Origin of the sequence: Glycomyces sp. TRM65418, assembly GCF_019710475.1 — a bacterium.
Lineage (GTDB): Bacteria > Actinomycetota > Actinomycetes > Mycobacteriales > Micromonosporaceae > Glycomyces.
In genome coordinates this window covers 170526-182350 of the sequence record NZ_JAJFAX010000005.1, presented here as the reverse complement: position 1 = coordinate 182350, position 11825 = coordinate 170526, and the positions used below count along the sequence as shown (strand labels likewise).

14 protein-coding genes are annotated in these 11825 nt (G+C 72.8%); 7 read left to right on the top strand and 7 right to left on the bottom strand.

Annotated features, from left to right (window positions below; translation table 11 throughout):
- Positions 1 to 3: 3 nt before the first annotated feature.
- From K3N28_RS13165 to K3N28_RS13155, 3 genes are all read left to right on the top strand, one after another.
- The gene (locus K3N28_RS13165) at positions 4 to 663 is read left to right on the top strand and encodes a GPP34 family phosphoprotein (protein ID WP_228092995.1); all 660 of its coding nucleotides are present in this window, start codon (positions 4 to 6) and stop codon (positions 661 to 663) included.
- 54 nt (positions 664 to 717) lie between these two features.
- On the top strand, positions 718 to 1419 hold the full coding sequence (locus K3N28_RS13160) for a helix-turn-helix transcriptional regulator (protein ID WP_228092994.1): 702 nt from the start codon (positions 718 to 720) through the stop codon (positions 1417 to 1419).
- A gap of 108 nt (positions 1420 to 1527) precedes the next feature.
- Entirely contained in the window at positions 1528 to 2796 is a 1269-nt protein-coding gene (locus K3N28_RS13155) for an MFS transporter (RefSeq protein WP_228092993.1), read from the top strand.
- A 45-nt stretch (positions 2797 to 2841) separates the two neighbouring features.
- Here the strand turns inward: K3N28_RS13155 and K3N28_RS13150 are convergent, their stop codons facing one another.
- From K3N28_RS13150 to K3N28_RS13130, 5 genes are all read right to left on the bottom strand, one after another.
- Entirely contained in the window at positions 2842 to 4098 is a 1257-nt protein-coding gene (locus K3N28_RS13150) for an ABC transporter ATP-binding protein (protein ID WP_374209761.1), read from the bottom strand.
- Positions 4080 to 4883 carry an ABC transporter permease gene (locus tag K3N28_RS13145; RefSeq protein WP_228092991.1) on the bottom strand — a complete coding sequence of 268 codons (804 nt, stop codon included), beginning with the start codon at positions 4881 to 4883 and terminating at the stop codon, positions 4080 to 4082. Before K3N28_RS13145 ends, K3N28_RS13150 begins: the two co-directional genes overlap by 19 nt.
- Positions 4884 to 4897: 14 nt before the next feature.
- Complete coding sequence (gene modA / locus K3N28_RS13140) at positions 4898 to 5683, bottom strand: molybdate ABC transporter substrate-binding protein (RefSeq protein WP_228092990.1); 786 nt, start codon at positions 5681 to 5683, stop codon at positions 4898 to 4900.
- A gap of 14 nt (positions 5684 to 5697) precedes the next feature.
- Positions 5698 to 6093, bottom strand: a complete 396-nt coding sequence (locus K3N28_RS13135) for a molybdopterin-binding protein (protein WP_228092989.1) — start codon at positions 6091 to 6093, stop codon at positions 5698 to 5700.
- A 375-nt stretch (positions 6094 to 6468) separates the two neighbouring features.
- Positions 6469 to 6810, bottom strand: coding sequence for a metallopeptidase family protein (locus tag K3N28_RS13130; RefSeq protein ID WP_374209776.1), 342 nt, complete (start codon positions 6808 to 6810; stop codon positions 6469 to 6471).
- A gap of 66 nt (positions 6811 to 6876) precedes the next feature.
- On the opposite strand from K3N28_RS13130, the gene serS reads away from it, so the two are divergent.
- Positions 6877 to 8136, top strand: a complete 1260-nt coding sequence (gene serS / locus K3N28_RS13125; RefSeq protein WP_228092987.1) for a serine--tRNA ligase — start codon at positions 6877 to 6879, stop codon at positions 8134 to 8136.
- Positions 8137 to 8535: 399 nt separating this feature from the next.
- Here serS and K3N28_RS13120 read toward each other — a convergent pair whose 3' ends face one another.
- The gene (locus K3N28_RS13120) at positions 8536 to 8901 is read right to left on the bottom strand and encodes a DUF488 domain-containing protein (RefSeq protein WP_228092986.1); all 366 of its coding nucleotides are present in this window, start codon (positions 8899 to 8901) and stop codon (positions 8536 to 8538) included.
- 116 nt (positions 8902 to 9017) lie between these two features.
- Here K3N28_RS13120 and K3N28_RS13115 point away from each other — a divergent pair, with 116 nt between their 5' ends.
- The 3 genes from K3N28_RS13115 to K3N28_RS13105 all read left to right on the top strand — a co-directional run bounded on the left by K3N28_RS13115 (position 9018) and on the right by K3N28_RS13105 (position 11145).
- Positions 9018 to 9863, top strand: a complete 846-nt coding sequence (locus K3N28_RS13115; RefSeq protein ID WP_228092985.1) for an HAD family hydrolase — start codon at positions 9018 to 9020, stop codon at positions 9861 to 9863.
- A 146-nt stretch (positions 9864 to 10009) separates the two neighbouring features.
- Positions 10010 to 10837, top strand: a complete 828-nt coding sequence (locus K3N28_RS13110; RefSeq protein WP_228092984.1) for an HAD family hydrolase — start codon at positions 10010 to 10012, stop codon at positions 10835 to 10837.
- A gap of 122 nt (positions 10838 to 10959) precedes the next feature.
- On the top strand, positions 10960 to 11145 hold the full coding sequence (locus K3N28_RS13105; RefSeq protein WP_228092983.1) for a hypothetical protein: 186 nt from the start codon (positions 10960 to 10962) through the stop codon (positions 11143 to 11145).
- A 315-nt stretch (positions 11146 to 11460) separates the two neighbouring features.
- Here K3N28_RS13105 and K3N28_RS13100 read toward each other — a convergent pair whose 3' ends face one another.
- On the bottom strand, positions 11461 to 11796 hold the full coding sequence (locus K3N28_RS13100; protein ID WP_228092982.1) for a hypothetical protein: 336 nt from the start codon (positions 11794 to 11796) through the stop codon (positions 11461 to 11463).
- Positions 11797 to 11825 lie beyond the last annotated feature (29 nt).

The window sequence follows — 11825 nt, the reverse complement described above, 5'->3', positions numbered from 1 at the left end:
GCCATGACGACGCTTGTGGAAGAACTCCTCCTGCTCGCCTTCGACGACACCACCGGCCGCGACCGCTCCGGCGGCCACCTGGAGCTCGGCCTCGCGGGAGCGATCGTGCTCGAGCTGACGATGGCCGGCCGCTTGGACGTCGCGGACAAGAAGGTCCGCGTCATCGACACGAGCCCCGTGGGCGATCCGGTCCTCGACGGCCGCCTGGCCGCCATCGCCGCCGACAAGCCCCGCGCCCCCAAGAGCGTCGTGGAGCGGACCGCCAAGGGCCTCAAGCAGGCGGTGCTCGCAGCGCTCGTCGCCGACGGCGTGCTCCGCCACCGCCGCGACACCGCGCTCGGGATCTTCCCGGTCCACCGGTACCTCCCGAACGACCCCGCCGCGGAGGCCGACGCCCGCGCCCGGCTCGGCGCGGCCGTCGACGCGGGCGAGGCCGCGGACGCCCGCACCGCGGCGCTGGCGGTGCTCGTCTACGCCTTGCGGCTCGAACGGGTCGCCTTCCCCGGCCGGAAGGCCGGTCCGACCCGCAAGGCGCTGAAAGCCGTCGCCGAAGGCTCCTGGGCCGGTGAGGCGACGCGCCAGGCGGTGGACGCGGCGCAGGCGGCCGTCATGGCGGCGGTCATCGCCGCCACGGCCGCCGCGACGGCCGCAGGCGGAAGCTGACCGGCCCTCGCGGTCCACGCCACGGGCCGGGGCGGGGCGTGGTTAGCTTGAGGCATGTCTGAAACGCCTGCTTCGCATCCTGACGCGGAGCCGCCGGAGCCCGGCGTCCCGGGCCCGCCCGCGCCGCCGTCGCCGCCCGAACCGCCGGCCGTGCCCAAGCCGCCGGGCGGGGAGCTCATGAAGATCACCGACCCCGAGCGGATGAAGGCGCTGGCGCATCCGGCGCGGATGGCGGTGTTCGACTTCCTGGCCACGCGCAGGGTGCAGGGCTTCGAGGGCGCCACCGCGACCGAGATCGCCGAGGTCGCGGGGATGACGCCGAGTGCGATGAGCTATCACCTGCGGACCCTCGCCCGAGCCGGCTTCATCGAAGAGGCGCCGAGCCGCGGGGACGCGCGTGAGCGCTTGTGGCGCATGACGATCGAGAGTTTCTCGATTGCCGCGGAACCGGACGCCCCCGAGAGCCACAGGGTCATCGAGCGGACCATGGGCGAGGCGTTCAGGGAGCAGCAGGAGCGCAATTTCTCCCGCTGGCTGGATCAGCGGTCGGCGCACCCGCGGCTTCGGGAGGCCTCGTTCACGCAGCAGGGGCATATACGGCTCACGGTCGAGGAGGCGGAGGAGTTCGCCCGGCGGTACATGGAGCTGGAGCAGGAGTATGTGGATCTGACCAAGAAGCGCAGTGAGCAGGGCGTGGACCCCGAGGACGGCACGGTGGTGTGGAACGTGCTCTTCCGGTTCTTCCCCAAGGTCTGAGGGCGCTCGGCGGGCGTGCGCCCGGTGACGCCGAGGGTCTGAAAGAAATATTTCGGAAAATCTGAAAAACCTCTTTCGCATTGGAGTGTGAAGCGGTATTTTCGAAATATGTCTTTCACATCCTTCCTGGACGGGACCCGATGGTCCGACGTCTACACCGCCGCGACCTGCGCGTTCCTGGCCGGGACGGCCATGTTCACCGCCGACTTCGCCCTCACGCTGAAGCTCCAGTCCGAGGGCTACGGCGGCATGGCCGTCGCCGTCCTCATCTTCTGCGCGACCCTCCCGCTCGTCGTCCTCGCCCCGATCACCGGGCGCATGGCCGACCGCTTCGACAGCCGCGCCCTCATGGCGTACTCGGGCCTCCTCCAGGCCGCCGCGATCATGGCGATGACGATGACCGACGACCTGTACGCGCTCTACGCGCTGGTCGTCCTCAACGCCTGCGGCACCGCGGTCCTGCAGCCGGTCGTCAGCGCGCTCGTCCCGGTCATGGCCAGGCCGGAGGACCTGCCGCACGCGGCCGCGATGGTCCAGACCGGCACGCTCGTGGGCTTCGCGACCGGCCCGGCCGCCGCGGGATTCCTCATCAGTTCGAGCGGCGTCACCGTCGCCCTGCTGCTCGCCGCCGGATGCGCGGTGGCGCGGGTGCTGCTGTGCTGCGACATCCGCACGCGCCGCGGCGGGATCCGCCGCGAGCGCGCCGTCCCCGGTGCGAAGGCGGCCGCCGCGTGGCGGCTGCGCCGGGACCGGCTGCTGGCGGCGATGGTCTTCGGCCTGGGCGCGGTGATCGCGGCGATGTGCGCGGTGAACGTCCTCAGCGTGTTCCTGGTCCGCGAGGTCTACGGCGCGTCCGAGAGCACGTACGGGCTCGTCAAGGCCTGCTGGATCGTCGGCATGGTCGGCGGCGCCTGGATCGCGGCCGCGGTCATCCGGCGCCTGCGGCGGGACGTGCAGCTCGCGTGGATGCTCATGGCATGCCTGGCGGGGGTCGGGCTGGTCTGTTTCGGGCAGGGGCTGCCGCTGTTCAGCGTGCTGCTGCTGGTGCCGCTCAACCTGATCGGCGGGCTCTTCAATGCGGGCGAGAACGCGGCGCTGGGGATCGCGGTGGCCCGCAGGGTCCCGGAGGCCTTCCGGGGCCGCGCGAACGCGGCGGTGGGCGGTCGGATCAACGCGGCGCAGCTCATCGGGTTCCTGCTCGGCGGAGCGATGTCCACAGTGCTCGACGTGCGGACGGCCTTCATGGCGGTGGGCCTGGTGTCGATCGGCATCGTGCTCGCCTGCCTGCCGATCATCCGCAAGGCGGCCGGCGACGACGCGGCCGGGATCCCGGCGGCTCCGGTGGCGGGGCGGGACCTCGCGGGCGCAGCGGCGTGAGCGTCATCGATGTCGGCCGGGTCGGCACGCGGCCGATGCGGCGGGTCAAGCCGGGTAGGCGGTGATCTCGGTGGCCTTCACTGCGGCCCAGACCGTCTGGCCCGGTTCGAGTCCCAATTGGGCGGCCGCCGCGGGGGTCACGTCGGCCGCGGCTCGCAGGGGCCCGTCCAGTTGGACCCGCACGCTGTCGCCGTGCCGGTGGACGCCCGCCACCGACGCCCGCCAGGTGTTCCGCGGGCTCCCGTCCGGCTCCTCCCGGTACAGGGCCACCGCGCTGGGCGCGAAGGCCGCGAACGCCTCGCCGTCGGCCTCCGCGCCGCCGAGCGGCTCGGCCGTCGTCAGCACCGTGCCCGAAGCCAACCGCACGGTGCGTCCGGAGGCCTTGCCGCGGTAGAGGTTCAGGCCGACGAGCCGCGCGATGTAGTCCGTGCGGGGCCGCGCGGTGACCGATTCGGCGTCGCCTTCCTGGACCGCCCGACCGTCCTCGATCACGACGAGCCGGTCGGCGAGCATGAGCGCGTCCACCGGGTCGTGCGTGACCAGGACGGCCGCCCCCGGGTGCCCGGTGAGGTGGCGGTGGAGCTCCGCCCGGGTGTCGAGCCGGGTGCGGGCGTCGAGGGCCGCGAGCGGCTCGTCGAGCAGCAGCAGCGCCGGGTCGGTGGCGAGCGCCCGGGCCAGCGCGACCCGCTGCGCCTGCCCGCCCGAGAGCTGCCCGGGCCGGCGCTTCCCGAAGCCGTCCAAGCCGACCCGGTCGAGCCAGTCGGCGGCGTGCGCCCGGGCCTCGGTTCGGCCGAGGCCTCGGCGGCGCGGCCCGAACGCGACGTTGTCGATCGCGTTCAAGTGCGGGAACAGCAGGTAGTCCTGGAAGACGACGCCGATGCCGCGGTGCTCCGGGGGCACCCACCGGTCGCCTCGCTGTTCGGATCCGTCCGGCGAGGGCCGGCGTACCCCCGTGCCAGGGTGGTCGGACGGGGACGCGTCGATGGGCGACCTGCTTCGCGCGGTCCGCTTTCGGCCGCGCCGTGGTCCGGGCCGGTCGAGCACTTCCCCGTTGAGGACGATGTGCCCGTCCGAGAGCGCTTCGAGCCCGGCCAGCGCCCGCAGCGCTGTGGTCTTTCCCGCGCCGTTGGGGCCCAAGAGCGCCACGGTCTCGCCGGGGGCGACGCGCAGGCGCAGTTCCAGGCGGAAGCCGCTCTCGTCGCGGCCTCGGCCGCCGGTGTCCCGTTCGACCACGAGGTGCGCGTCCAGGCCCGCCGCGCCGGTCTGGGGCTGCCGCTCCGCGTTCACGGTGCGGCCGTCCATCGGTCGCGCAGCGACGCCAGGACGATCACCGATACCGCCAGGAGGATCAGGCTGAGCACGATCGCGGCTTCCAGATCGGACTGCAGGGCCAGGTAGACGGCGAGGGGCATCGTCTGGGTGGTGCCGGGGAAGTTGCCCGCGAACGTGATCGTCGCGCCGAACTCGCCGAGTGCCCGCGCCCAGCACAGGACGGCTCCCGCCAGGACGCCCGGGGCGACCATCGGCAGGGTCACGTGCGTGAACACGGTCCAGCGTCCCGCTCCGAGGGTCGCCGCGGCCTCCTCGAACCGCGTGTCGGCCCCGCGCAGCGCCCCTTCGACCGAGACGACGAGGAACGGCATGGACACGAACGTCATCGCCAGCACCACGGCCGTCGTGGTGAACGGGATGGTGAGGTCGAAGCGCTCGTAGAGCGGGGCCCCGATGATGCCGCTCCGGCCGAACACGAGCAGGAGGGCGACGCCGCCGACGACGGGTGGCAGCACGAGCGGCACGGTGACCAGGGCGCGCAGGACGCTGCGGCCGGGGAAGTCGCCGCGGGCGAGGAGCCAGGCGATGGGGACGCCGAAGAGCAGGGACAAGGCGGTCGCGGCGGTGGCGGTGACCAGTGAGAGCCGCAGGGCGGCGAGCATCTCGGGTTCGGCGAGCCGGGCGGGCAGTTCGGTCCACGGGGCGCGGACGACGAGGCCCGCGAGCGGCAGGATGAGGAACGCCAGGCCGATCACGGCGGGGGCGAGCAGTGCGGCGGGGATGCGGCGGCGCCGTCGGGTTCGCGTGGCGGACATGGCGTTCCCCGCCGCTACCGGTCGCCGTCGGGTGCTTGGAACCCGGCGGTCTCGAGCACCGCCTGACCGGCGTCGGACTGGACGTAGGCGATGAACGCGGCCGCGAGGTCGGGGTTCGCGGCCTCGTGCAGGACGGTGATCGGGTAGGCGTTGCGGGCCGATGCGGCTTCGGGGAACTCGACCGCGTCGACGGCGTCTCGGGCCGCGATGACGTCGGTGCGGTAGACGAGTGCGGCGTCGACTTCGCCGAGCGCGAGTTTGGCCAGCGTCGCCTTGACGTCGGGCTCGTAGGTGGAGGGGGCGATCGGGGTGCCGGAAGCCGCGATCGCGGTCTGGGCGGCCGAACCGCAGGGCACCGCTTCGGCGCAGGCGGCGACCGAGCGGCCGGCGAGGTCCTGGAGGCCGGTGACGCCGTCGGGGTTGCCTTCGGGGACGGCGATGACGAGCTGGTTGAGCGCGAAGACCTCGGGGTCGTCGGCGGCGCCCGCGTCGACCGCGGCGGCCATGGTGGCCTCGTCGGCGGCGGCGAAGACGTCGCCGGGCGCGCCCTCGGTGATCTGGGCGGCGAGCGCGGAACTGCCGCCGAAGTTGAGCACGATGCCCACGCCGGGCCGCTCGGCCTCGTGTTCGGCCTCGAACTGGTCGGCGAGCGCGTTGAAGGCGTTCGTGAGGGAGGCCGCGGCGAAGACGGTGAGGGTGTTGCCGGCGTCGTCCTCGGCGTCCGGGCCGCATGCGGTGAGGGCGAGGAGTGCGGTGGCGAGTGCCGTGGCGGCGGCGAGGCGGCGGGCGGCGGTGCGCAAGGGGGCTCCCGGGCTCAGTGGTCGGCGCGTTCGACGACGACGTTGGTGGACTTGACGACCGCGGTGCCCAGGGAGCCGACCTCCAGGCCGAGTTCGTCCACGGCTTCGCGGCTCATGAGCGAGACGACCCGGAACGGGCCGACCTGCAGATCGACTTGGGCCATGACCTGGTCCTTGACGATCGCGGTCACGATGCCGCGCAGGCGGTTGCGGGCCGAGGACGACGCGGCCCCGGCATCGGGGGCGGCGGCCCGCTCGCGGGCGAACGCGGCCAGGTCGGCGCCGGTGATCGCACGGTGCCCGTGCTCGTCGCGGGCGGCGGCGAGGCGCCCGGAGTCGATCCAGCGCCGAAGCGTGTCAGGGGAGACCCCGAGCAGCTCGGCGGCCTCTCCGATGCGAAACGTCGTCACCGGTCCAGCGTAGCCTCGCACATGCGAGGATCAATACTAAATCTTGCTCGTATTTACGAGTCGGCTTCGCCCACGGTCTCGCATACGCCATCCCGGAAATGTCACACCCCCATGCCAGGGTTGTTGAACCGGGGGCCCGCGGGTTCGTCGGGACTCCAGCCGAACCGCCCCCGCTCCGCGTTGCCCGACGTCCGCCGTTGCCGGCGCCCTCCACTGCCACCGGGCGGCGACGAGCACGAACCGTCGTCGCGTTCGACGGTGATGTCGGACCCCTGTGTCAGGGTTGTCGACGGGGGGCGCTCGAGTAAGGCGGGAGCCCAGCCGAACCACGTCCGCTCCGCGCTGCCCGCGAAACCGCGCCGAGCCCTGCGGGGTTCAGCCCCAGCCGAGTTCGTGCAGGCGGTCCTCAGCGATCCCGAAATGGTGGGCGATCTCGTGCACCACCGTCACCGCGACCTCGTCGACCACTTCCTCCGGCGTCGAGCACATCCGCAGGGTCGGGCCCCGGTAGATCGTGATCGTGTCCGGCAGGACCCCGCCGTACTCCCAGCCCCGTTCCGTCAGCGCCGTCCCCTGGTAGAGCCCGAGCAGGTCCTCGTCCGGCCCTTCGGGTTCGTCGTCGACCAGGATCACCACGTTGTCCAGCATCGCCATCAGCTCGGACGGCACCGCGTCCAGCGCGTCGGACACCGCCGCCTCGAATTCCGCCTCGCCCATATCGACCGCCACACGCCCACAATATGCGCATCGTGTCCGCATGGGCCGGCCGGTAATCTGGTGAGCGTGATTGATCTGCGTGCACTGCGAGACGACCCGGACGCCTACCGCGACAGCCAGCGCAAGCGGGGTGCCTCCGCCGACGCCGTCGACGCGCTCCTCGTCGCCGACGCCGAACACCGCAGTGCCCTCCAGTCCTTCGAGACCCTCCGCGCCGAACAGAAGGGCCTGGGCAAACGCATCGCCGGGGCCGGCCCCGACGAGAAGCAGGCCCTCCTGGCGCGCACCAAGACCCTCGCGGAAGAGGTCAAGGCCGCCGAGTCGAAGGTGACCGCCACCGCCGCCGCGTTCGACGCGGCCGGGAAGGCCATCCCGAACCTCGTCGCCGACGAGGCCCCCGCCGGCGGCGAGGACGATTACGTCGTCCTGCGCGAGGTCGGCGAGAAGAACGCCCTCGAGGACCCGAAGGACCACCTCGAACTCGGCACGGCCCTGGGCCTGCTCGACACCGAGCGCGGCGCGAAGACCTCCGGCGCGCGCTTCTACTACCTCACGGGCGACGGCGCGATGCTCCAGCTCGCCATGCTCAACCTCGCCATGCAGCAGGCCGTCGAGACCGGCTTCACGCCGATGATCCCGCCGGTGCTCGTGCGCCCGGACGCCATGGAGGGCACCGGTTTCCTCGGCGAGCACGCCGACGAGATCTACTACCTCGAACGCGACGACATGTACCTCGTCGGCACCTCCGAGGTGCCGCTCGCGGCCTACCACTCGGGCGAGAACCTCGGCGAGCTCACCGCGCCGCGCCGCTACGCGGGCTGGTCGTCGTGCTTCCGCCGCGAGGCCGGGTCGTACGGCAAGGACACCCGGGGCATCATCCGGGTCCACCAGTTCGACAAGGTCGAGATGTTCTCGTTCTGCCGCCCCGAGGACGCGGCCGCCGAGCACGAGAAGCTCCTGTCCTATGAGGAGCAGATGCTGCAGAAGATGGAGCTGCCCTACCGGGTCATCGACGTGGCCGCGGGCGACCTCGGCACCTCGGCGTCGCGCAAGTTCGACTGCGAGGCGTGGGTGCCGACGCAGGGCCGGTACCGGGAGCTGACCTCGACCTCGAACTGCACCACGTTCCAGGCGCGCCGCCTGAACGTGAAGTACCGCGACGAGCAGGGCCGCAACGCGGTCGCCGCGACCCTGAACGGGACGCTCGCGACCACGCGCTGGCTCGTGGCGATCCTCGAGAACCACCAGCGGCCGGACGGCTCGGTGGCGGTCCCGAAGGCGCTCCAGCCGTACCTGGGCAAGGACGTGCTCGAACCGAAGCAGTGAGCGTGCGAAACGGCGCGGCCCCCCGGCCATGCGGTCGGGGGCCGCGCCGTTTCGGGCGTTTCCGGTTCTTTTGGCGACCCGACCAACCTGCGGGCCCCCGGTTCGACAACCCTGGCACGGGGGTGCGACAGGATTCGGGGGTCGGAACGGAGGGATCGGCCCCCGCGCCTGAACGCGAATCGGCCGCATGAACGAGCGGGCCGGGTGCCGGGCGGGCATGGACGCTGGAGGCGGAGCCCCGCCGGTTTTCGCGGTGCACCGGCGGGGCCGGTCCTGGCGCTGCGACCGCCTCGCACGCCGGGCCGCCGCTCCCGGTTCGAGCCGCCGCCGGGCCGTCGCCGTCGGTCGCCGCGGCGCACCGGCGGGCCCGGACGTCGAGGCCGGGCCGCTGCTCGCCGATCAGGCGGCCAGCCGGTCCTCCAGCCACCCCTTCAGGACCAGCGCGTGGTTGACCTCGGGGTCCTTCGCGGCGTACAGGAGGGTCACCGGCCCCGACCGGGCCGCCTCCAGGAGCGGCTCGGCCCGTTCGGGATGCTTGTCGAGCTCGCCTCGGTAGCGGCTGCTGAACTCCGCGAAGCGATCGGCCGTGTGGCCGAACCACACCCGCAGATTCGGCGACGGCGCCGCGTCCTGCGCCCAGGTGACCCCTTCCAGGTCCTCCTTGCCGACCCCGCGCGGCCAGAGCCGGTCGACCAGGAACACCGTCCCGGCCCGCTCCGAGTCCTGCCGGTAGTCGTAGACGCGTTCGATCATGATCTCGCCCATAGACGAACCGTATGCCGCAAGCCGCCGCGATGGGTGGGTTTGGTGTGATTGCGCGTCGACGTGAGTTCAGCCGCTCGGACTCCTGCCGTTCACCCGCGCAGGGCTACGGTTGACAGGTGCCAGACAACGCCCCGGCCCCCCGGCAGACGCCCCCCAAGCTCGTCGCCGTCGACCTCGACGGGACGGTCGTCGACTACCACGACCGCGAGCCGACCAAGCCCAGCCGCGCGGTGATCGACGCCCTCCGGGCCGTCCGCGACGCCGGGGTCCCCGTCGCCGTCGTCACCGGCCGCGCGATCTGGGGCGCCGTGCGCACCGCCGACGACCTCGGGCTCGACGACGGCTTCGCCTCCGCCTCCCACGGCGCCGGCGAATACGACCTGGCCGCCCGCGAGATCTCCCACCAGTCCGCCGTCGACGCCGCCACGGCCGTCGCGGCCCTCCGCGACGCCGACCCGGCCGTCGAGTTCGCGGTCGAATGGGACCTCGACGGCTGGTGGCACACCCCCGGCTTCAAACGCGACTTCGACGCCCGATGGGCCGGCGAGATCACCCTCGACGAGCTCGTCTCCCGGCCCGCCCCGCGCCTGGTGGCCCGCGTCGACTCCGACAACCGCTACGGCGCCGCCATCCGCTGCGCCAACGCCATGCGCCTGGCCGAGCGCGCCGCCCTCGGCCCGGCCGACTACCACGTGGAGGTCGGCTACAACGGCTGGGTCGACATCGGCCCGCCCGGAATCAGCAAGGCCACCGGCATCGCCCGCATCGCCGACTACTACGGCGTATCATCAGCCGACACCGTCGTCTTCGGCGACGCCCACAACGACCTGACCATGTTCGCGTGGGCGGGGTACGCCGTGGCGATGGGACAGGCGGCCCCGGACGTGCGGGCCGCGGCCGACGAGGTGGCCCCCTCGGTGTGGGAGGACGGGGTGGCGAAAGTACTGGCACGGTGGTTCTGACGGACCAGGGGCCCTCGCGCCCGAGGCGGGCCCGCCCCTCCCGGCGGCCCCGGACCTGAAGCGAGACAGCGGATCCGCATCGACCGCGACAGTGAGACCATTGGTCTCACGGCGGCCGATCGCGGCGAGACGACCAAGGAGGACACATGATCCAATTGGACCGGGCACCCCGACTCGTCGCGACGGACCTCGACGGCACCGTCGTCCGCACCGACGAGTCCGTCTCGCCCCGCACCATGGCCGCCCTCAAGCGCCTGGCCGCCTCGGGGGTGCTCCTCGTCGGCGCGACCGGCCGCGGACCGCGCCTGCTCGACATGTGCCGCAACGACATCCCCTCGGCCGACTTCCTCGTCCTCGGGCAGGGCGCGTTCGTCTACGAATGCCGCTACGACGACACCGTCGTCCCACTCGCCGACCGCTCCGTGGACGGCGCCGTGCTCCTGCAGGCGCTGCGCCTGGTGGAGGCCGAGGTCGGCCCCGTCCGCGCCCTCGCCGAGCCCGCCGACCCCGAGCGGCACATCACCGGCGACCCCATGCCCGACTGGCCGTGGCCCGGCGTCACACTCGAGACCGCGCCCCGCGAGGTCGCCTTCTCCGGTCCGATGGTCAAGGGCTACTTCGTCTCCGACCACCACACCGGGCCCGAGCTCCTCGTCGCCGCCCAGGACGTGATCGACCCCGACCTCGTCAACGTCACCGAGTCCGGCGTCGGCATGCTCGAGGTCTGCCCGGTCGGCGTCACCAAGGCCGCCGGGATCCAGATCGTGCTCGACAAGTTCGGCATCGACTGGTCCGACGTGCTCGTCTTCGGTGATGCCACCAACGACCTCAGCATGATCAAGGCCGCCGGCCACTCGGTCGCGATGCCCAACGGCCACCCGTGGGTGCAGGCCGCCGCCAGCGAGATCGCCCCGGCCGGCAACAACGACGACGGCGTCGCCCAGTACATCGAGGAACTCCTCGAACTCCTGTAGCGACGCGGACACTGTCTGATCGAGGACACCGGGCCCGGAATCATTGCGTCCCGGCGCGAACCCGCCTAGGCTCCTCTGTGGTGGGGGCCACGGATCGATGCCGTTCGCGCACAGGAGACCGCATGTCCCAAGCCGATGTCCACCCCTACGGCACACCCTCCGAGCGGGAGACCCGCTCCGACCCGCCGCCCGCGGCCAAGGCGCTGCAGCAGCCGCTGCGGCGCCTGCGGCACCGCCCCGACGGCGTCGCGACCCCCATGCGCAGCGACATGGCCGTCCACGGCGTCCCCGGCCCGCCCGTCGAGTGAGAGGCCCGGCGGGGACCACGGTCCCCCCAATGACGCGCGGCCGGGGCGCTGTGCCACCAGCAGCGTCCCGGCCGCGCCCTTCGCGGACCGCCCCGGCGGACGCGTCCGACGCCGTGCCGGACGACCGCGCCCGCCGCCCGATCGGTCAATCCGCGCGCAGGCGGGCCGGCCCGTCCCCGTGCGCGGTCGAGGCGTCCCCGTCCGGCCCGAGGCTCCTCCGCATCGTGCAGCCCCGGCCGGTCGAGAGGGGCGACGCCAGGACCGCGCTGAACGCCGCCGATCGCCGCACCGTGGTGCGGCGACGCCCGCCGACGCTCATGCGGTGGCGAGCAGCACGACGCCGCCGACGGCGGCCGCCCCGTAGAGGTAGGGGAAGAACCGCATGGGGATGAAGAAGAACGTGTCCCGGCGGCGGACGGCGACCTGCTGGCCGGTGCGCTGGTCGACCAGGGTCCGCGGCGGGTTGCGCCGCTCCAGCAGGCGGTCCAGCCACCAGATGAGCGCCGCCGCCGCGATGCCGCCGAGGATCAGGCCGACGCCCCAGGAGGGCGTGGTCTCCAGCGTGGTGACCGCCTCGGTCAAGGTGGCGAAGATGCCGAAGAACAGCGCCGGAATGAAGGCGAGGAGGCCCTTGCCTTGCCAGATCAACATGGGTGAACGCTCCTGTTCAGAGGTTCTCG

Coding starts and splice junctions, on each gene's coding strand:
- K3N28_RS13110 (WP_228092984.1), top strand. CDS start 10,010: ATGATCCAATTGGACCGGGCACCCCGACTCGTCGCGACGGACCTCGAC.
- K3N28_RS13150 (WP_374209761.1), bottom strand. CDS start 4,098: ATGGACGGCCGCACCGTGAACGCGGAGCGGCAGCCCCAGACCGGCGCG.
- K3N28_RS13130 (WP_374209776.1), bottom strand. CDS start 6,810: ATGGGCGAGGCGGAATTCGAGGCGGCGGTGTCCGACGCGCTGGACGCG.
- K3N28_RS13105 (WP_228092983.1), top strand. CDS start 10,960: ATGTCCCAAGCCGATGTCCACCCCTACGGCACACCCTCCGAGCGGGAG.
- K3N28_RS13155 (WP_228092993.1), top strand. CDS start 1,528: ATGTCTTTCACATCCTTCCTGGACGGGACCCGATGGTCCGACGTCTAC.
- K3N28_RS13100 (WP_228092982.1), bottom strand. CDS start 11,796: ATGTTGATCTGGCAAGGCAAGGGCCTCCTCGCCTTCATTCCGGCGCTG.
- K3N28_RS13165 (WP_228092995.1), top strand. CDS start 4: ATGACGACGCTTGTGGAAGAACTCCTCCTGCTCGCCTTCGACGACACC.
- K3N28_RS13145 (WP_228092991.1), bottom strand. CDS start 4,883: ATGTCCGCCACGCGAACCCGACGGCGCCGCCGCATCCCCGCCGCACTG.
- K3N28_RS13160 (WP_228092994.1), top strand. CDS start 718: ATGTCTGAAACGCCTGCTTCGCATCCTGACGCGGAGCCGCCGGAGCCC.
- K3N28_RS13120 (WP_228092986.1), bottom strand. CDS start 8,901: ATGGGCGAGATCATGATCGAACGCGTCTACGACTACCGGCAGGACTCG.